The following is a 20,269-nucleotide window of genomic DNA, read 5'->3' on the forward strand; positions in this document are numbered from 1 at the left end:
AGTTTCCCATTACCTTTCTCCTAAGCTTTATTAACTCAGTTATTTTACCTTATTGCCTCTGCGTCAGCCTGTAGATTAACAAGGCAGCACGTTTTGTAAGATCCTTATAGGTGTCCAGGTTAATCGTTTCTTCGGGACCATGAGCCCCTCGTCCCATAGCACCCAAACCATCAAGTCCGTCCACGTAGTCGGCAACGAAGGAGATATCAGCGGCTCCGCGTTTTGCCGGGTCATAAGCCTTGACTTCTCCCAACTCCATATCCTGACTTACCTGATTTAAGACTTCAAGAATTTCCATATTTCCCTCCGTTGGTTCCATTGGGGGATATCCATCCTCGGAGAAGGAGATTTCCGCTGAAGTTTGAGGAAGATTTTCTTCTGCTATATCTCTCATCTTTTGGAATACTCGGTCGCCTTGCTCCTGTGTCAGGAATCGGATCCCTCCGTGAGCAATCGTTTTCTTGGGAACAATATTCGTTTTTCCGCTAACCGAACCCTGGATATTTTCCTCATCATATTCGACTTCGTTACCACTTAAGATCACTCCTACGTTGTAGGTTACATTTTCTTCTCGCAATTCTTCATAAAAGCTATTCAGGATGCGTGAGGTTTCATAAGCAGAACCTGCTCCGGTACTTTCGCTGAATATGCCCGATGAGTGAGCTTGCTTTCCCGTGACTTCAAGTTTCCATGAATAGGAAGCGCGGCGGGCTACTGTAGCGTAATCAAAACCGGAAGCTGTTTCGAAGCCAAGTGCTATGTCACTTCGTTTTGCAGCTTCAACGAGATCTTTCCGGCTTTTTGAAATCGGGCTCCCTGCCTTTTCTTCATCACCGGTCAGAGCTACAATGATTTGCGCATCGGGAATAGCACCGGCCTCTTTTAATGCTTTCAGAGCGTAAAGAATCATCACGTTGCCAGCTTTCATATCGTTAACCCCGGGCCCGGTGGCAACAGAGTCATTCAGCACCTCGTATTCCTGAAAAGGACTGTTCGTTTCAAATACCGTATCCAAATGTCCTATAAGCATTAAGCTTTTTCCTGTTGATCCTATTTGCTCGGCAAAGAAATGTCCGGCGCGGTTTACTTCATCCTGAGGTATCCAGCTTGTTTCAAAGCCCAGATTGTCATAGGCTTCCCTGTATCTTTCTCCCACTTTACGGACTCCCTCGAAATTCATGGTCCCACTGTTAATATTTACGTTGGTTTCCAGGAACTGCAGCGCTTCTTCGTGATTGGCCTCCACGTTGTTAAGAATTTCTTTTTCCGTATCCGAAAGTTCCTGTGCAAGTCCGGCGGCAGTCCAAAGCAATAATAAGAGGAAAGTAATTGAGTATTTCTTCATGTCTACATCAAATAAATGTTCAAATTTATCTTGCTGCAGTTAAGGTAGGAAATCAGATGCCCAATTGCTTATGCCCCCGGTATCTGAAGGTCTGATTGAATTAGGGGTCGGGATTTTGTATTTCTAGGTATAAACTAGAAATCTTTGCTAAACAACATGTCATGCTGAACCCGTTTCAGGATCTGTTGCAATGAAAAGTTAGATGCTACTAAAGATATTTTCTGCAACAGACCCGATCCGCCAGCCAGCGGACAAGGTGACACGAGTTTTGTTATGATTTCAACAAATAAAAAGTATTTGCCGATTAACCATACACAACAACAAGTACTCAGTCATCCCGCACCCCGACCGCGTCCGACTCCCGGCGGATGCGGGATTTCGTATTGCAGAGAACGTTGATTAAGGGTCTCGTACTACTTATCAAAGTTACCTGCTGTACGAGATCCTGAATCAAGTACAGGATGACTACGAGGCTTTTATTAGTGTTTAACAACTGGTAAAGACGTTAATTAAATTGAACTATTATGACTTTTTGGAATTCTATTTGTGCCACAACAACCTCTCTTTTTATTGCGGGCTTATTACTTTTTACAACTGCCTGTTCACACACCGATTCTGCTGAATCAGTCAAGGTAGTAAGTGGTGCCACTCTTTTTGATGGAACCGGTTCGGAGCCGATACAAAACAGCATAATTGTTATTAAAGATAAAGTGATTGAGTGCGTGGGAGCCGAAGAAGATTGCGACATCCCGGCGGAGGCCGAAACAGTTGATGCAAGTGGAAAATACATCACACCGGGATTGATCGATGCGCATGTTCATTTCTTCCAGACCGGCTTTTTCGATAGCCGTCCCGATGCATTGGATTTGCGAGATACCTATCCCTTTTCGAAAGTAGCTGCTTACCAGAAACAAAATCCCCAGCGCTATTATGATTCGTACTTGTGCTCGGGGATAACGGGTGTTTATGATGTGGGCGGATTCACGTGGTCGATCGATTTTCAGGAAGAGGCAGAAGAGAATCCCCAAGCCCCGCATGTAGCTGCCGCGGGACCATTAATTACCCCCGCTCCCGGAGCTCCCTTTGACTTGCCGTCGGATCGTGCGCTGGTAAATCTGGATTCTGAAGAGACAGGAATCCGGACCGTACAATATTTGTCTGCATTAGGCAGTACTGGAATTAAGCTGTGGCAGATTCGCGCGGATGACGAAGAATATATGCAGCGCGTAGAAGCAGTAGCCCGGGAAACTCGAGAAGAGGAAAATCAGCTTATTGCCCACGCCACCACTCTGAAGCAGGCCAAAGCAGCATTGCGAAATGGCACTAAACTGCTGGTTCACAGCGTAAGCGATCAGGAGGTGGATGAAGAATTTATCGAGCTGGCGAAAGAAAATGAGACTATTTACAATCCCACGCTGATTGTCAGCAGCGGATATATGAAAGCGTACCGCGCGGCGGCCGATGTTGCTCCTTTTGAGATCAATGATCCCAATGGTTGTGTGGATGACAAAACCCGAGAACTATTGGGATCGGCAGATCAATTCGAAGATCATGAGCGATTTTCAGAATCATTTATAGATCGCCTGGAGTCTTTTGATCCCAAAGTCGACCGGACCAGCGAAACGGATATGCAAAATCTCAAAACGTTGTATGAGGCCGGCATTCCCATTGCTGTTGGAACGGATGCCGGGAATCCGGGGACGCTGCACGGGCCCTCGATTTATGAGGAGATGGAAGCGATGCAGCAGGCGGGAATTGCTCCGGAAGATCTTATCGTGATGGCTACTCAAAATGGTGCGAAAGCGATGCAGCGTTTTGATGATTTTGGCACTTTGGAAGCTGGCAAATTTGCTAATTTGATACTGCTTGATGAAAATCCGGCCGATGATATTGCTAATATACGCTCTATCGACCAAACAATGATTAAAGGGAATTTAATCAATAATTAGCTCGGGCTACCTTTCCAAAGTTATTAAGGAGTAGATATGAAAATTTAGCTCGTAATATTACCAATGACAGAACTGAGCCGAACAGATATTATCACATCGATAAAAGGGGAGATAACAGAGAAAAATTATTCTATACTAAAAACTAAAGACAACTATGAATACTTCCTGGCAAAATTTCGGCAACACTGCCTGCATGTTTTTGAAACCTATGCCTTTTTGCCTGATGAGTAATCATTTTCACATGGTGGTAAGTGTCAGGTCTGTTGAAGAGCAGAAAAGACAGTATAAATCTCGAAACTTGAACTCAAAGATATTACGTTCTTCTTCAAAAATCGTGCTCATTTTTTAGCTCATATTCCCAATCTATTAATAAGCAGGAGAACAGAGTTGGCAGTTTATTCCAGAAAAATTTTAAACGAAAGGAAATAGATTCGGAAGAGTATTTTCGAAAAATGGTAATTTATATTCATCTTAATCCTCTGAAACATGGGTTTGCTACTAAAGCTCAGGATTATCCTTATTTCTCATATGCTATATATAAAGATTTTGAAGATCCATTTTTGAATCGGACCAAAACTTTAGACGTTTTTGTAGGACTTGAAAATTTTATGGTTGCCCATGAGGAAGAATCAAATAGATATTAGCTAGTAATAACCTTTCCAAGGTTATTAGGAACAGGTAATATTGAGACCTAGTTTATAGTACCTTTGGAAAGGTTGACCAACTGAAAAATCCACCACAAAAAAGTTAGCAATAAATCTTTCCAAAACTACTAAGGAACTGGTGTGAAAATTTAACTCCGATACCTTTGGAAAGGTTTAAGACTAAAAAACATTGTTATGAAAACTCATACCAAATATCTGGCTGTTTTTATTGCATTTCTAATTCTCCCACAGTTGGGCAGTGCTCAAGATCAGCTGCTGGGAGAGATTAGTTTTCCCAATTCCGGAGCTGAAGAAGCCCAGGGTGATTTTATAGAGGGCGTCCTTTTTCTCCACAATTTTGAGTACGAAGATGCCGCTCGAGCTTTCCGAAGGGCTCAGGAGAAAGATCCCGATTTTGCCATGGCCTACTGGGGCGAAGCAATGACACATAATCATCCCATCTGGATGCAGCAGGACCGCGATGCGGCGATGGAGGTTTTAAATCGTCTGGGTGAAACCGTAGAAGAGCGACAGGCAAAAGCCCCCACGCAGCGCGAAAAAGATTACCTGATGGCGCTGGAAGTGCTGTATGGTAATACGCCGGAATCAGAGGGGAAGTCGAAGGAGGAGCGGGATGATCTGTATATGGAGAAGATGGAAGAGCTGCATGAGAAGTATCCCGATGATAATGAAATTACCGTTTTCTACGGACTGTCGATTTTGGGTACGGCGCATGAGGGAAGGGATTACGGCATCTACATGAAGGCGGCAGCCGAACTGTTTGATGTCTGGAATGAGAACAAAAAGCATCCCGGTGCAGCGCATTATCTCATCCACTCATTCGACGATCCCGACCACGCCCCGCTGGGACTGCCGATGGCAAAAGTCTATGCTGAAATTGCACCGGCCGCGGCTCACGCCCAGCATATGACATCCCACATTTTTTTGGCGCTGGGGATGTGGGAGGATGTAATCGACGCTAATATCGTGGCCCGCGACGTGCAGACATCCCGACAAAAAGAACTGGGCGAACGTCCAACAGTTTGCGGACACTATACTTGGTGGCTGCAGTATGGATATCTGCAGAATGGAGAGCCCCAACAGGCCGCCGATGTGCTGAACAGATGCAGTAATCGCGTAGAAGCCGGGACGAATGCCAGCGAGCGATGGCACTTTGCCATCATGCGTGCGCACCAGGTTGTGGATACCGAAAACTGGCAGCAGGCTCAAAAATGGACGGCCGATTTCGATACAGGTGAACGAGGCAGCTTTCACTATTTTTATGCTTCTGCATTAGCAGCTATAAAGTCCGGTCAAATTGAAAAAGCACGGACGCTTCTAGATCGAATGAAGAAAATCGAGGAGAATCCTGATCGGGATATTCAGATTAAGCAGATTCAAAGCCTGCTGTTTATAGAAGAAGGTAAAACCAACGAAGGTCGTACGCTGCTCGAAGAAGCCGTGGCGGAAGAAGCTGAACTTCCCGTTGATTTTGGTCCGCCGACCATTGTGAAACCTTCCCGCGAGCTGCTGGGAGATCTGCTTTTGGAGCTTGGAAATTATGATGAGGCGCTTGAAGCTTACGAAGAACAGCTGGAGCGTACGCCCGAGCGACGAAGATCACTGCTTGGAAAAGAACAGGCGCAAGAGATGATTGCTTCTAATTAACCTTTCCAAAGTTACTACGTGGCAATCTCCCAGGTCGAATCTATTTTAACTTTGGAAAGGTTGGCATTACGATTCTCTGGCCCGCACTCGTCGATTGTCGTTTGAAATGGTGTCAATCAATTTGTAGTAGGGATCAATTCCCGCAGGGGTTGTTTTTTCATCGACAGTAATAGTGATTTCATTTAGAATATCGGTGAATTTTCGCTTTTCAAGATATAATACTTTTTCATTTCCATCTTCATCTATTCCGAAAACGCCAACCTCAATCCAATCGTTAAGCGGGAGAGATTCCACCGGACGCCTGCGTCCTTCTATTTCTACGGCCAAACTATCTCCGGCCTCATTTTTATAAATTCGTTGCCGGTATCACTGGTTTGGTAAACTTAGAAGCTTGCAAGGTCAGATTCACCTCATATTTACCGTTCTCCAATTTTTTTGTAGCTTGCTTCTTCCACGCGGGTTGTCGTACAGCGTGATTGTTTCAAACATATCTTTGATAAGATATTGCAGTGAGTCAGGTGTAGCAGTTTCAGGTGTTCCAGCAGTTCAAGCGAGGTAATATAAGGCGGTTCCTGAAACGCTACCTCATCGATATAGTTATTCAGAGCTGTATTCAGATTTTCTTCGCCGAAAGGACTGGGCAAAATTTCCGTTGGTCCGGGGAAATTGTATAAGCAATTGGGTAGAAACAACAATTCTACTATTTTCAGAAAAACAAAACATCCATAAAATTATCAGCTCATTGCATATTTCAGTTTCAAACTTATACAGTGATTTAAAAGAGAGTATTAGCACGCTTAAATCAGATAGATCTTCTATCCGAAATTCCAGGTCTGTGGTCGAAAATGCGCTTGATCTCGACGAGCCGATGTATGGCATCAATACCGGTTTTGGAGCTCTGGCTAACAAACGTGTGAGCGATGAAAAACTGAAGCAGTTGCAGCGGAACCTTATCTTATCACACTCCGTGGGAGTCGGCGATTTAATTCCCAAAGATATTTCACGGCTGATGCTACAGCTTAAAATTCATGCTTTGGGACTGGGTAACTCCGGAATATCGGAAGAGACCTTTGGCCGGCTGATCTATTTTTTAGACAATGATTTAATTCCTGCCATGCCTGAAAAAGGAAGCGTTGGGGCATCCGGTGACTTGGCACCGCTTGCTCACATGTCACTTCCGCTCCTGGGTTATGGCTTATTTTGGAATACCGATGGCACCGATACTATTTCTGCAGAAAAGGTGTTGGAAAAACACGACCTGGAACCTATAGAACTGCAGCCCAAAGATGGACTTTCGCTGATTAATGGGACTCAGCAGATGGGAGCTTATGGAGCGTACGTACTGGAAAAGTCAATCAGCCTGATGAAAACGGCCGATCTGATTGCGGCCATGAGTTTGGAAGCATTGCAGGGCAGTATCAAACCTTTTGATGAGCGCATTCATGAAATTCGCCCGCACAAAGGACAAAAGGAAGTGAGCCGCAACGTCCGTGAATTATTGGTGGACAGCGAAATTTTGGAGTCGCATCGGCATTGCGGAAAGGTACAGGATCCCTATTGCCTTCGGTGCGTGCCGCAGGTCCATGGTGCAAGCCGTGATGGATTGCGATATAGCCGACAAGTTATTGAAACAGAGATGAATTCGGTCACGGATAATCCGCTGGTTTTCAAAAATGGAGATATTATTAGTGGAGGCAATTTTCATGGCCAGCCGTTAGCGCTGGCACTGGATCATGCAAAAATTGCACTGGCCGAGTTTGCCAGTATTTCGGAGCGACGGACCTACCTGTTATTGGAGGGGCATGACGGGCTTCCCGAACTACTGATGGAGGAGACCGGGATCAATTCAGGCTTTATGATTCCCCAATACACAGCAGCATCGCTGGTTTCTGAAAACAAGGTACTTTGCCATCCTTCGTCAGTCGACTCTATCCCTACGAGTCTGGGACAGGAAGATCATGTGAGCATGGGTAGTATCAGTGCGATGAAGTTACTCGAAGTGTATCAAAATGTGGAGCAGGTATTGGCGATTGAATTATTCACCGCGGCCCAGGCGCTGGATTTTCGAAAGCCGCTAAAACCGGGCACGGGCGTAGAAATTGCTCATGAATTCGTGCGCGATGCCATTCCCCATGCTACTACTGATCATTATTTTAAGGATGATATTAACAAGGCAGTGGAACTGGTACAGAACCGCAGTATGGTACATGAAGTGGAGGGGAATCTGGTCTCCCTTTCTTAGTCCAGGATTATTTAAGAATATTTACCAGAGGCCTGTCCTCCAGAACTTCAAGGTCTTCAAAATCAGGTTGTAAATTAATCGGACGTGGAAAAGTGATTACATAGGCATCGCTATGAATTTGTGTCATTATTTCCCGGATATTTTGAGCCGATGTATAATCACTGAACACCCCAATCAACACCTCATAGAACTGCTTTCTTTCTATGACAAAAATATTCTCTTCCGAATCCGCAAACGTTGACTTCAAGCTCTGAAAGGCTTGTTTTCTAACGGTATGGGCGTTATCGGGGTTATAGCTGGCAAAAATTTGAACGTAGTGACCGCTTGGCAGCACTTCAGCAAATCCCGTTTCGTTATTCATATCAACTCCGGTTACTTTTTCGCGATAATCGGCGAAAGATTTCTTGAGTTCTTCAGTTCGCTTATCCATCTCTTTCAGCTGATTTCGTAAAGAATCTATTTCAGCTGATTTTTCTGTGAGTGTCTGCTCAAGCTCTTCTTGCTCTTTCTGTTGTTGGGTAATCGCATTAATGCGCTGTTCCATAGTATCAATCTGCTTGGTCTGGGCCATGAATCGGTTATATTCAGATGGACTTATCTCTACCGGTGCAGCTCGCCAGGAGAGATGTTTGGCTTTCTTTTTTCCAAAGTTAATTCTAATGCCTCCTGTCAAGGAATTTATGAGATCTGATCCATACCCTTCTGTAATATTATCCGTAGCATTTGAAGCTAAATGATATTCGTAGTGTGTAAACAGATCTATAGCATTTGACAACTTATAAGTAATACCAAAGCCAGCGTTATAGCTGGAATTATGATCATAGAAGTCATCATCGGGTCCGTCGTAATTGTACATATCATAGCCGAATCCAGCAGTAACATATGGATTGAAGCGATCGGATATCTGATTGATAGAAAAAATCTGATTCAGGTTGAATATATTTTTGAGCGTAATCAGATTAAGCGAAGTTTCAAAAGGTATTGATCTGCCTCTTATATGTGAATACTGATATCCCCCCTCTAACGACCAGGCAGGAGTCAGGGCATACTGGACCCCGGCACCCAGCGTAAAGGTATTTTCGATATCAACGCTGAAGTTGCTCGACATGAAGTAATCATTTTGATTCATATCACCCAGACTGGCCCCGCCGTAAACAGAAAGGCTGACTTTCCTGAAATCTTCATTTTGATAACTTTGGGATAATACTGTTGAGGAAGCAAGCAGCATCAAAGTAAAACCGAGTACCCATATTGTACTAATTGATCTGAACATATTGTCCCCTCTCTTCTCTTTCTTAACTATTCTCTCTTTATTAAATAATTCCTTGTAAAAATAAGGTACTAAAAACTTACAGGGAATTGTAATAACAACACATTTGAATCTTCTAATAGTTAGTTAAGAAAAGCGAGAGCAGGAGAAATAATTAAGTATTAGACAGAGAACAGATCCTCTGAATAGGTATTTTAAAGAGTATACATTAATTCCAATGGAGGGCGGATAGAGTCAGATGAGCTTACAGTAGGGACATGCTCAGATCCAAGCTGAGATGACTTATATATATCCTAGCCTTTGATAGATCAAAAACAAATAATACATCAACAAGTTAATTCTGCTTATTGATGACTAATACTCCATTTCTGCCCTCTTCACCATATCGGGTTGTTGCACGTGAGGAAGATAAAAATTCAACTGATACTCTTTGATTTTGATCAAGCACTTGTAATATTTGACCGAAATCTCTTCCCATTTGAATGCCATCTATAACAAACAGAGGGCTCGTAGAGGTTTGAATTGAGCTTACAGAAGTATTCGTAACAGTATAGCCTTGAACATTTAATCTCGGAAGAGAGTTGATGTAATTAGCAAGTTGATCTACTTTCACATACGAATTTTCATCATCACCACCAGTGGTACTTGTACCGGATTTTGATGCAGAGCAACTAATTAAAGTGAGGGCAATGATGAATACAAGAGGAAGTGAAATTAAACGAGTCATGATTAATAGTAATTTTGATTAATAGATAACAGTCTCTCTCTTACACGAATATAAAATGATAAAGTTATAAAATCTTAAATAATTAATACTATAAATATTAGCAGGAATCAAATTGTGCTTTATTTTATCAGTTTTATAAATATATCTGAAAAGAATTTACTAACTAAGGTAAGATTATGCCCATATTAGCTAATATTGGTTATTTGGCAACATGTAAAGACGAAGGGAAACAGAGTGAGATCTATCCTATTAAAAATGCGGCAATTGCCTGGAAAGATGATACCATAGAATGGGTCGGGGCAGTACCTGATCTTCCCAAAGAATATGAAGAGGAAGAGAGAATAGATGCTGATGGTAAGATGGTTATTCCCGGTTTAATCGATTGCCATACCCATTTGGCCTTTGGCGGATGGCGGCCGGATGAGTTTGCCATGCGTGTGCAAGGTAAAAGCTACCTTGAGATTGCAGAAACAGGCGGAGGAATTTTATCCACAGTACAGGCTACCCGAAAAGCAACGGAAGATGAGCTTTTCAATAAGGCTTCTGGATTCCTAAAAGAAATGACCAGGCTGGGCATAACTACTGTTGAGTGTAAAAGCGGATATGGGCTATCGCTTAAGGATGAACTGAAAACGTTGCGGGTATATAGTAAACTGGCAGATGAGCAGCCATCACATATAGTCTCAACTTTTCTTGGGGCTCATACTATTCCGCCGGAATTTAAGGAGGACCGGGAGGGATATATAGATCTGATCATTGATGAGATGATACCGGTAGTAGCCGCTAAAGAATTAGCTGAATTTTGTGATATCTTTACTGAAGAATCGGCTTTTTCGATAGAGGAGTCGCGGCGGATATTGCTTGCGGCGAAAGAGGCGGGACTCACACCAAAGATACATGCCGACCAGCTTACTTCATGCGGAGGGGCAGAGTTGGCAGCTGAGGTTAACGCTGCCAGCGCCGATCATCTTGAAAAGATTTCTGAGGCGGGTATTGAGGCAATGGCGGAGGCTGGAGTGGTGGGGGTTACGCTGCCGCTGGCTTCGCTGTACACGCAGGAGGAGCCGCTCGATTGTCGTAAGCTAACAGAGCGTGGGGTGGATGTGGCAGTGGCTACGGATTTCAATCCCGGTTCGGCACCGAGTTATGATCTTCTCCTGGCAATGATGCTGGCATGCAACCAGGGCCGGATGAGCCCGTCTGCGGTTTTAAAAGGGGCAACCATCTACGCCGCCAAAGCAATAGGACGTAATCATAAACTTGGGTCTGTTGAAGAGGGAAAATCAGCTGATTTTGCGATTATTGATGCTCCTGATCCTGATTTTTGGATGTATCACTATCGCGGTGCACAGTGCATAAAGTCGTTTGTGAAGGGAGAAGAAGTTTATTCTGAATAGTCAGTTTATTGTTTTTACCTATTGGAGATTTTAGCGCCTTGCCCGCAGGGAGAGGCAGGAGAGGATCAAAACAAAAGACGGGAAAGTTTAAAAGTAAGTGCAACAAGCAACCCAAAAATATAGTAGCACTACGTCGTTTCTGTGAATATTAGAGGTATAGCTAAAAAAGTTGCAGTTTAAATCGATTAGGAAGAACTCCCTCTCTCTGTTTTATTCTGTCATAATGTTAAAAATCTCGCAGGTTATATTTTTGATTTATATTAACTTAGTTATGGCAGTTTTAGTCAGAAAAAAAGAGATTAAAGCTGCTGTATTTCCACCCTAAAATAAAGAGGAGAGTTATTATGTCACCAAAGACAATGAAAAAAATGAAAAATGCTATTTCCTGGTTCGAAATTCCGGCAAAAAAACTGGATCGCGCAAAGAAGTTTTATGAGTCTATCCTGGAAGTCGAAATGGATGATTTAGCGATGGATCAATTCAAGATGTCAATGTTTCCTGTAGAAGAAGGTGGTATCGGTGGAGCACTTTGCGAGGACAAGGAGTACTACCAACCCAGCCGCGAAGGTACATTGATTTATATTACTGCGAACCCAGATCTGCAAGCCGTGTTGGACAGAATTGAAAGTAATGGGGGAAAAATCATACAGGAGAAAACCAAGATCACCGATGAATATGGATATATGGCGCTATTCGAAGATACTGAAGGTAATCGTATAGGCCTGCATTCAGATAAGTGAGTTCATTGATAGTTTCCTGACAGGGATAAAATTCTGTCAGGATTAAATTAACAGAAGTTCTTTAACCAGCTCGTTTTATTTCTGATTTTTTATCAGGTACGATTTCTCCCACTGATCTATAGGATCGATTATAGTACAGGAGGCTCGCATTCGTATTTTGTTGGTCGACTTCTAGTACCTCACCAATAAAAATTGAGTGGTCACCGGCCTTAATTTGATCATAAGAACGGCACTGAATAACCGTTGGAATATCCTTTAAAACAGGACTGCCATATCTATTGCGATGATGGTCAACGGCGCGAAACTGTTCTTTACCGGTTTGTCCGGAAGTAGCAAAATGATTACAGAGAGTACGCTGATCGGGTTGCGGAAGATGAATGGCAAAATGCGTGGCCCGCGAAAGTAGGGGATGCATTTGTGCCTCACGTTCTATATTGAACGAGATAAGCGGTGGGTTGAGTGAAAGACTGGTAAAAGATCCGATGGTGATGCCACGCTTCTCTTTGCCGATGGCAGCAGTTGCAATAGCAACCGGAAAAGGAAGGTGGCGCATGGCTTCTTTTAAAGCCGCGGCATGCTCTTCTTTAGATGTCGTCATATTAGTGGAGTGTCTGTTAATTAAAATTGAGGTCCGAGCTGTGACAGGTAGCTACCTTCATCGATAGCAAAGGATAATTCTGCGGTAGCTTTACCGAGAGTTTCCAGACGATGGACGACTCCCTCGTCTGGGATCTGATCTCCTTCAAATTGCGAGCTGTTAACGTATACGCCACCTCCCACTTGATAAGCTCCAAAAAAAGAAACGATTGGACCTAATTCCTGAGCAACTGTCAAAAAATGATGATCAGTTGCGCCGGTGGCGATCAATCCTATAGGACGATTCTCCAGCGGTGCTTTATCTGACTGCCATTTACCGCGGGGAATAAGGTCGAGCAGATTTTTGAGAAGGCCGGAATAGCTTCCCCGATAGACAGGTGTGCCTATCAGGAAAGCATCGCTATTGATAATCAAATCCAGCGCCTTGGCCGTATCACCTGAATATTCATCCAGCTTACGTCCGTCTGCGGTGGCGATATCGTATTCGCCCAGATGAAGGGTTTTGGCTTTTACATCAAATTCGTTCTCGGCTGCCTGTAGAGCTGTTTCAACAGCTGTTCTGGTTTTTGAGGGATTTGAGATGCTGCCTGAAATTCCTAAAAGCTGACTCATAATGTTTTGTAATTAAATGTGGATTTTAAGCAACTTCGGATTTTTCCAGGAGTTTAGCCTGCTTAACAGCGGGAATAATTTCCTTGCCGAATTTTGGTAACTCATCAGTAAAATGCAGAAATCCTGTGAGAACAAGATCTACTCCGATAGCATCGAGTTGACGTATGCGCTCAATGATCTGCTCATTGGTACCAATTAATCCGGTTTTAAAACCGTCGTTATATTGTACCAAGTCATTGAAATCGGAATCAGCCCACATGCCTTCACTCTCGGGAGCAGATTGACCGGCTTCTTTAACCTGTTCCTTAAAGCCTTCTACGGCTTCATTCGTTGCATTCTCAATGATATTTTCGAGTTCTTGCTTAGCTTCGGCCTCGGTATCGCGGGCAATTACAAATGAGTTGACACCAATCTTCGGAGGTTCGGTCCCGAACTCCTCGGCATACTTTCTAACTTGTAGAATCTGGCCTTGGATCTTTTCCAGACTGCCGCCATTCAAAAAGAGCCAGTCCGAGACCCGTGCGGCCATCTTAAGAGCTCGTGGTGAATTTCCGCCCTGGAATATAGCGGGAGGTGTGACGGGTTTGGGTTCCAGGGGCGCTTCGTCGATCTGATAAAAGCGACCGTCAAAGGAAAAGGTTTCTTCGCTCCATAGCCCTTTTAACACCTGAATAAATTCTTCACTTCGCTCGTAACGTTCATCGTGTGCCAGCCACGGTTCACCGAAGCGAGTAAATTCATCCTTAAACCAGCCGCTCACTACATTCAAGTGAAAGCGACCGTTGCTGATCCGATCAGCTGTAGCTACAAAGTTGGCAATGGGACCGGGTTTCCACTGTCCGGGATGTACGGCGCCAATGAGTCGCAACTTTTCGGTATTGGCAGCCAGAGCATTGGCAATGCTGAGAGCTTCGAGCTGCTTTTCTGCGTTATAGCTGCCGAAAAAGCGGGCTTGGGCAAGCGCATAATCAAAACCAACCTTCTCTGCAGTTTGTGCTAATTCTTTGTTGTATTCGTAACTCCAGTCGGTATTCATGGGCCAGTCGGTGATTACAAGACCACCGCTAACATTAGGGACCCAATATGCAAATTGTGTATCCATTGTGGTTTTCGTTTTTTATTTGTGTTGTAGTTAGTGGCACATTCGGTTATCTGGATGATGCAGAATGTGCCAAATAAAAAAGCCCACTCACCTGCTTGGTGAGTGGGCTTTGATTTTCCGCCAGGAAAAATTATGTAGTGCTAAAAAATCATGTGGCCTCTGCTCCCGTACAGGTGTACGCTTGTTGTTCGGACATCATTCGGTCCGCCATACAACAACACATACATAGGAAGCAGAAAAAGTTCATAAAGTATTTTGGCAAAAATTTTCTTTTAATTGAATTGCAAAGTTAAAGCACCACTGGCAGAATCCAAAAATTAATTTTCTTTTGTTTCAAAAACAGTTTTTGTCTGCATCATCTTTATTCTCCGGTAAAAAGGTTTTTTATTTTTTCTGAAGTTTTGCTGCCATTCTTCTTATCTCGTGTGTCACCGATAAGGTACGCGTAAGGCTCCAGCGAATCGATATGACTGAAAATAATTTTGACGATTCCCAACATTGGGATGGCCAGGATCATACCTGCCACACCCCATATTTGTTCACCCACAATAATAATGACGACAGTAAAAAAGGGATGAATATCTACCTCTGCGCCCACAACAAGAGGTTCCAAGATATAGCTTTCAATGAATTGTACTATTGCAAAAACAATAAACACACTCATATACATCCAGGTATCACCACCCTGTGCCAGTGCCATAAGCATTAATATAGCAAAGCCGATAATATTACCGACATAAGGAATTATGCTCAGAAGAGCTACGATTACAGATAAAAATATAGCATTATCTAAACCGATGATGGTTAATCCAATAGAATATAATGTTGCAAGAATGAGGATGAGAATTCCGCGTCCGACAAGATATTGCTGGGCAACCTGGCTGGATTCGTCGATGATTTGTTGCGTTTGTTCTTTTTCATCTTCTTGGACCACTTTGAGTACAAATTTGGGAAATCGTGATCGGTAGTATAACAATAAGAACATGTAAACAAGTACCAGCAGTGAACTGGCCATTATTCCTGTGAAAGAATTTAGAAAATTTACAACCATTCCTCCTAGTCCACCTGATCCCTCGGAGCCATCCTTTACAGCTTGCTCTTGTTCCTGAGGCGAAATCCCAAAGGTTTCTTGCACATACATTTGAACAGACCGTACCTGTTCATTTATCCGCTTCTCGATTTGCGGGATATCTTCTGTGAAACTTGCTACTTGCGTAGAAAGTAAAAATCCAATTCCGACAAAGAACAGAACAAGGACTATGATACATAAAAAAGCAGCAACTGCTTTGTTAACACCTCTTGCCTCGAGTTTTGCACTAAGTGGTGACATCAACATGGCAAGTATTCCGGCAAAAACGAGAGGAATTAAAAAGGAAGAAGCGAAATACAGCCCGCCAAATACCAGGAAAAAGAGGAGTAGGATGAGATTGAATTTAACGAGTGGATGTAAATTCCTCATTGCATAATTTGTTAGGGAAATTGATGAACAGTTTAAATCAGCTAACAGTTGAATATTTTTTCTTTTACACTTTGGGAAGATGTTTAATGTTCCAATTGTTTATACTCTAAATAAATGGAGCAAAGCAAAACGAAAAACGGGCTGCTGATCGCAGTAAGTTTTTGTTATTTTCCGACACTTAGGAGACGTTAGTACATTTTCAATTTTAAAATCCTGATATCTTGTTACAGAACGTAGATATTTCGATTCCTGATACTTCAGAGGACGATCCGCGTATTGGAAGCCTTTTAGATCACTCACTGGAAAAAGAAAAGAAGCCCAAAGTTGTCATAATCGGCTTTCCATCGGATAAAGGAGTAGAAATAAATGGAGGACGCCCGGGCGCATCGGAGGCGCCGGAAGCAATTCGCCGACAACTTTATGGCATGACACCGAGCGCGGAATATTATGAGCTGCATATGAAATTTATCACTCATTGCCGTGATGTTGGAAATCTGCAGATCAGCGGAGAGGTTGAAAAAGATCAGGAAAAATTCGGTGAAGTTTTAGCAGAATATTTGCAGCAGGATGTAGTGCCTGTTATCCTGGGTGGCGGACATGAGACTGCATTTGCCCATTTTTCGGGCTATGCAGAAGCCGACCTGGACACTTCCATATTTAATCTTGATGCTCATACTGATGTGCGCCCGTTAAAAGATGGCCGGGCTCATTCCGGCTCTCCATTCCGGCAGGCGCTTGAGCATGAAAGTAATTGCGCTGAAACATATTTGGTTGCCGGTCTGCAGCCGCATTCGGTAGCTCAATCACATTTAGAATACATAAAAAGTAAGAATGGTTATTTTCTTTTTCGGGATGAAACCAACATCACCTCCATCTCCGGATTTTTCCATCAGCATGAGAGCGATCGGCTGATGGTGACATTTGATATGGATGCCGTGGATCAGTCTAAAGCTCCGGGCGTGAGTGCCCCTTGTGCTAACGGATTGCCGTCTGATTTATGGTTAACAGCGGCGTATCTGGCAGGCCGAAACGAGCGGGTGACGTCTTTTGATCTGGCTGAGGTTAATCCCAGATACGATCACGACGGACAAACTGCAAAGTTGGCTGCACTTACGATATGGCATTTTCTGCTGGGATTGAGCCAGCGAGAGTGAGGAACCGCAGAATGTTCAGCGGTTCGACATTCTTCTTAACCTTTACGACTTGCTGATCCTATTTTCTATCACATTTCTTTAGAGATTTTTTCTGCCTAATTGCAGAAATGCTTCAAAATTCAAAAGTGTTCTAACAAAACACTAAAAAGAAAATAAAATGAGGATCTGCAATGGCTGAGCTATCTATCTTTGCCAAGACAACACAAAAGTCGATGGAAATGATAAAACATGTACAGGAAGAAGCTCACCTGGAAGATGAGCATAACGCCTTTCAGGTAATGCGGGCAACCTTAAAGGCATTGAGAGATCGACTTCCTGTAAATGAAGTGGTAAATCTCGGAGCCCAGCTTCCGAACTTAATTGCCGGCTACTATTATGAGGGATGGAAACCAGCTGCTACACCGAAGAAGGATCGATCCCAACAAGAATTTCTGGATCGGATACGAGATTATCTCCCTGATATGAATGCACAGATTGATGCTGAGCATTCAGCAAGAAGCGTTTTCAAGGTATTACAGAAAGAAGTTTCTGAAGGAGAAATCGAGGATATTCTTAAAACGTTACCCGATGAACTTCGGGAGTTGTTTCCGGAACATGAAGTCACTAGATAAATGATTAGAACCGCAGAATAATGAACAAGGAATAATGAATGACGAAGTGATTCACTTCTACATTCGACATTCCTTGTTCTGTGGTTCGATGTTCCTACGGACGAATTTTGATATCTATTTTCTCTGTAGGCGCCTCCTCCTGGTTGCGAATGGCCAACTGTTGAATAACGTTATTCGATAATTCAACAAATGCTTCTGCCGATTTTGTTTTCAGATCACCAAGTACAATAGGCTTTCCCTCATCGCCACTTTCACGGACTTTTTGCTCCAGCGGTATTTCACCCAGAAAATTCGTACCCATGCGCTCTGCCAGATTGCGGGCACCGTGCTTACCGAAGATGTAATACTTCTTATCTGGCATATCTTCGGGAATGAAATAAGCCATATTTTCAACCATTCCAAGTACGGGCACATTTACCTTTTTAAACATGGCTACGCCTTTGCGGGCATCATCAAGAGCTACATTTTGTGGGGTTGATACAATTATAGCCCCAGTCAGCGGTACGGTTTGTACCAGCGTTAACTGGATATCACCGGTACCCGGAGGTAAATCGAGTACCATATAGTCAAGTTCGCCCCACTCTACTTCGTTCATAAACTGTTTTACCGCGCTTGTCACCATAGGACCGCGCCAGATCATCGCCTGGTCGGGATCAACAAGCAAGCCCATCGACAGAAAACGAATGCCGTATTTTTCCATGGGGATAAGCTTTTTCTGTGTCGTAATATTGGGACGCTGATGGGTATCCATCATTGTAGGAATGCTGGGGCCATAAATGTCCGTATCAAGCAGACCAACTTTAGCACCGGTGCGTGCCAGTCCGCAGGCCAGATTTACTGCAACAGTAGATTTGCCGACACCTCCTTTACCCGAGGCTACTGCAATAATATTTTTGACTCCGGATAATATTTCTTCGTCATCATCTTGTTGTTCCTGCTGTTTCTTTTTCCGATGACCTTGTCCCGGAAACTCACCTTTGTCTTCGTTATTACGAAACTTTGAAATATTGACCGCCGTCGTTATATCCAGCACGGCATCCTTGTCGACAAACTTGCGGATCGCCTCTTCACACTTTTCCTTGAGCTTGGCTTCTAATTTTGCATCCTTTTCAGGCAGGTCAATCGTAAAGGTGATAAATTTGTCCTGCACGATCAGATCTTCAATCATGTCCAGCGTCACCAGATCCTTTTCCATTTTGGGATGCATCACATGGGTAAGGGCGGTGCGTACTTGCTGCTTATTAATGGCCATTATTTAAATGATATCTTCGGTTGAGGCTATTTTTTTCAGTCTTGTAAGATAAGGATTTCAATACAGATGCTAAACGCTTATTACCAAAAAAGAATTCAGCAAGTATAAGACGAATTACGCTTATGGGGTTGGTTTCTAAAGAAATGAACCGGCTATCTGGGCCAACCAGATTCATCAGTTAAATCTGCGTTTTATTCTTCATTCTATTTTTAAATGCGTATTTTAGGCTCCTTATTTTCAGGATGCAGGAGGCAGGATATTAGTAACAAAGAAATATAATCATACAATCACCATAAATAATGCTTAAACGAACTCCTTTCTACGAACTTCACGAGCAGGCCGGAGCAAAGCTTATTGATTTTGGCGGATTCGAGATGCCCGTGCAATACGACAGTATCCGCAAAGAGCATAACGCTGTGCGGAATTCGGTAGGTATGTTTGATGTATCTCACATGGGCGAATTTTTTGCAAGTGGTCCCGAAGCACTGGACCTGATTCAGTATGTGACAGTAAATGATGCCTCGAAGCTTGAACCCGGAAAGGCGCAGTATACCGTGATGTGCTATGAAGATGGCGGTATTGTAGATGATCTGATTGTATACATGCTGGATGAGGATGAGTATATGCTTGTGGTTAATGCATCGAATATAGAGAAGGATTTTGCGTGGATTGATGAGCAGAATAATTATAATGCCGAGCTGACTAATAAATCGAACGATTACTGTTTGTTAGCCGTGCAGGGACCAGAATCCGTAAAAACGTTACAGAAACTTACTGAAACCGATCTGGGCGATATTGGATTTTATCGCTTTACATTCGGCGACCTGGCCGGTTTTGATGACATCATTTTATCAGGGACAGGATATACAGGTGAAAAGGGCTTTGAAATTTATTTTGACAAAAATGAAGCAGATCCCGCTGAAATATGGAATGCTGTTATGAAAGCCGGCGAAGAGTTTGATATTGAGCCATGCGGACTGGGCGCTCGCGATACGCTGCGCCTGGAAATGGGATTCGCCCTTTACGGCAATGACATCACAAAAGAAACCAATCCGCTGGAGGCGCGCCTCGGCTGGCTTACAAAACTGGACAAGGGGGAGTTTATCGGACGTGATGCTCTTAAGAAGGTGAAGGAAAATGGCCTTAGTCGAAAACTTGCGGGCTTCACCATCGATGATAAACGATCCATTCCCCGGAAGGGATATACGATTTTGGATGAAGATGACAACCAGATCGGAACAGTTACCAGCGGATCGCGTTCTATAACGTTAGGCAAGAATATCGGGATGGGTTATATTTCCATTGATTATGCCGAAGAAGGAAGTGAGGTGTATATCGAAATACGAAACAAAAAGGCTAAAGCAGTAGTTGAAAATCCTCCATTCATAGAAAATAAATAGTTTGTGAAATCTATTTAGCAGTTGCAAATAGAAAAGATGTTCTAATTAATAATGAAAGTTTACAACACCCTTAAATCTTCTCTAAAGAGGGATTTAGAAG

19 protein-coding genes are annotated in these 20,269 nt (G+C 43.3%); 9 read left to right on the top strand and 10 right to left on the bottom strand.

The window, feature by feature from the left end; translation table 11 throughout:
• Nucleotides 1-49 precede the first annotated feature (49 nt).
• On the bottom strand, nt 50-1,345 hold the full coding sequence (locus tag ACT3ID_RS09025) for a M20/M25/M40 family metallo-hydrolase (RefSeq protein WP_491541690.1): 1,296 nt from the start codon (nt 1,343-1,345) through the stop codon (nt 50-52).
• 524 nt (nt 1,346-1,869) lie between these two features.
• On the opposite strand from ACT3ID_RS09025, the gene ACT3ID_RS09030 reads away from it, so the two are divergent.
• From ACT3ID_RS09030 to ACT3ID_RS09040, 3 genes are all read left to right on the top strand, one after another.
• Nucleotides 1,870-3,294 carry an amidohydrolase family protein gene (locus ACT3ID_RS09030; RefSeq protein WP_491541691.1) on the top strand — a complete coding sequence of 475 codons (1,425 nt, stop codon included), beginning with the start codon at nt 1,870-1,872 and terminating at the stop codon, nt 3,292-3,294.
• Between the two features lie 63 nt (nt 3,295-3,357).
• Nucleotides 3,358-3,525, top strand: a complete 168-nt coding sequence (locus ACT3ID_RS09035) for a hypothetical protein (RefSeq protein ID WP_491541692.1) — start codon at nt 3,358-3,360, stop codon at nt 3,523-3,525.
• Between the two features lie 608 nt (nt 3,526-4,133).
• A complete protein-coding gene (locus ACT3ID_RS09040) occupies nt 4,134-5,606 on the top strand; it encodes a tetratricopeptide repeat protein (protein ID WP_491541693.1) in 1,473 nt (490 codons plus the stop codon).
• A 66-nt stretch (nt 5,607-5,672) separates the two neighbouring features.
• Here the strand turns inward: ACT3ID_RS09040 and ACT3ID_RS09045 are convergent, their stop codons facing one another.
• Nucleotides 5,673-5,933, bottom strand: a complete 261-nt coding sequence (locus ACT3ID_RS09045; RefSeq protein WP_491541694.1) for a hypothetical protein — start codon at nt 5,931-5,933, stop codon at nt 5,673-5,675.
• Nucleotides 5,934-6,022: 89 nt separating this feature from the next.
• Entirely contained in the window at nt 6,023-6,250 is a 228-nt protein-coding gene (locus ACT3ID_RS09050) for a hypothetical protein (protein ID WP_491541695.1), read from the bottom strand.
• Nucleotides 6,251-6,348: 98 nt separating this feature from the next.
• Here ACT3ID_RS09050 and hutH point away from each other — a divergent pair, with 98 nt between their 5' ends.
• Nucleotides 6,349-7,848: a histidine ammonia-lyase gene (gene hutH / locus ACT3ID_RS09055; RefSeq protein WP_491541696.1), complete on the top strand. Its 1,500-nt coding sequence runs from the start codon at nt 6,349-6,351 to the stop codon at nt 7,846-7,848.
• 7 nt (nt 7,849-7,855) lie between these two features.
• Here hutH and ACT3ID_RS09060 read toward each other — a convergent pair whose 3' ends face one another.
• Both ACT3ID_RS09060 and ACT3ID_RS09065 read right to left on the bottom strand, forming a co-directional pair.
• Nucleotides 7,856-9,121, bottom strand: a complete 1,266-nt coding sequence (locus ACT3ID_RS09060) for an outer membrane beta-barrel protein (RefSeq protein ID WP_491541697.1) — start codon at nt 9,119-9,121, stop codon at nt 7,856-7,858.
• 331 nt (nt 9,122-9,452) lie between these two features.
• Nucleotides 9,453-9,845, bottom strand: a complete 393-nt coding sequence (locus ACT3ID_RS09065; RefSeq protein ID WP_491541698.1) for a hypothetical protein — start codon at nt 9,843-9,845, stop codon at nt 9,453-9,455.
• A 176-nt stretch (nt 9,846-10,021) separates the two neighbouring features.
• Here ACT3ID_RS09065 and hutI point away from each other — a divergent pair, with 176 nt between their 5' ends.
• The gene (hutI, locus tag ACT3ID_RS09070) at nt 10,022-11,242 is read left to right on the top strand and encodes an imidazolonepropionase (protein WP_491541699.1); all 1,221 of its coding nucleotides are present in this window, start codon (nt 10,022-10,024) and stop codon (nt 11,240-11,242) included.
• A gap of 344 nt (nt 11,243-11,586) precedes the next feature.
• Nucleotides 11,587-11,982 carry a VOC family protein gene (locus tag ACT3ID_RS09075; RefSeq protein WP_491541700.1) on the top strand — a complete coding sequence of 132 codons (396 nt, stop codon included), beginning with the start codon at nt 11,587-11,589 and terminating at the stop codon, nt 11,980-11,982.
• Nucleotides 11,983-12,043: 61 nt separating this feature from the next.
• Here ACT3ID_RS09075 and ACT3ID_RS09080 read toward each other — a convergent pair whose 3' ends face one another.
• The 4 genes from ACT3ID_RS09080 to ACT3ID_RS09095 all read right to left on the bottom strand — a co-directional run bounded on the left by ACT3ID_RS09080 (nt 12,044) and on the right by ACT3ID_RS09095 (nt 15,752).
• Entirely contained in the window at nt 12,044-12,580 is a 537-nt protein-coding gene (locus ACT3ID_RS09080; RefSeq protein WP_491541701.1) for a flavin reductase family protein, read from the bottom strand.
• A 20-nt stretch (nt 12,581-12,600) separates the two neighbouring features.
• The gene (locus ACT3ID_RS09085) at nt 12,601-13,191 is read right to left on the bottom strand and encodes an NADPH-dependent FMN reductase (RefSeq protein WP_491541702.1); all 591 of its coding nucleotides are present in this window, start codon (nt 13,189-13,191) and stop codon (nt 12,601-12,603) included.
• Nucleotides 13,192-13,216: 25 nt separating this feature from the next.
• The gene (sfnG, locus tag ACT3ID_RS09090) at nt 13,217-14,293 is read right to left on the bottom strand and encodes a dimethylsulfone monooxygenase SfnG (RefSeq protein ID WP_491541703.1); all 1,077 of its coding nucleotides are present in this window, start codon (nt 14,291-14,293) and stop codon (nt 13,217-13,219) included.
• A 361-nt stretch (nt 14,294-14,654) separates the two neighbouring features.
• Nucleotides 14,655-15,752 (bottom strand): AI-2E family transporter, encoded by a 1,098-nt coding sequence (locus ACT3ID_RS09095; RefSeq protein WP_491541704.1) that lies wholly within the window; start codon nt 15,750-15,752, stop codon nt 14,655-14,657.
• A gap of 221 nt (nt 15,753-15,973) precedes the next feature.
• Between ACT3ID_RS09095 and ACT3ID_RS09100 the strand changes: the two genes are divergently transcribed.
• Both ACT3ID_RS09100 and ACT3ID_RS09105 read left to right on the top strand, forming a co-directional pair.
• The gene (locus ACT3ID_RS09100; RefSeq protein ID WP_491541705.1) at nt 15,974-16,906 is read left to right on the top strand and encodes a formimidoylglutamase; all 933 of its coding nucleotides are present in this window, start codon (nt 15,974-15,976) and stop codon (nt 16,904-16,906) included.
• 170 nt (nt 16,907-17,076) lie between these two features.
• Nucleotides 17,077-17,517: a DUF2267 domain-containing protein gene (locus ACT3ID_RS09105; RefSeq protein ID WP_491541706.1), complete on the top strand. Its 441-nt coding sequence runs from the start codon at nt 17,077-17,079 to the stop codon at nt 17,515-17,517.
• Nucleotides 17,518-17,611: 94 nt separating this feature from the next.
• Here ACT3ID_RS09105 and ACT3ID_RS09110 read toward each other — a convergent pair whose 3' ends face one another.
• The gene (locus ACT3ID_RS09110; protein WP_491541707.1) at nt 17,612-18,769 is read right to left on the bottom strand and encodes an Mrp/NBP35 family ATP-binding protein; all 1,158 of its coding nucleotides are present in this window, start codon (nt 18,767-18,769) and stop codon (nt 17,612-17,614) included.
• Nucleotides 18,770-19,068: 299 nt separating this feature from the next.
• Here ACT3ID_RS09110 and gcvT point away from each other — a divergent pair, with 299 nt between their 5' ends.
• Nucleotides 19,069-20,169 (top strand): glycine cleavage system aminomethyltransferase GcvT, encoded by a 1,101-nt coding sequence (gcvT, locus tag ACT3ID_RS09115; RefSeq protein ID WP_491541708.1) that lies wholly within the window; start codon nt 19,069-19,071, stop codon nt 20,167-20,169.
• Nucleotides 20,170-20,269: the final 100 nt, after the last annotated feature.

The sequence above is a fragment of the Fodinibius sp. GM108 genome, assembly GCF_058386985.1.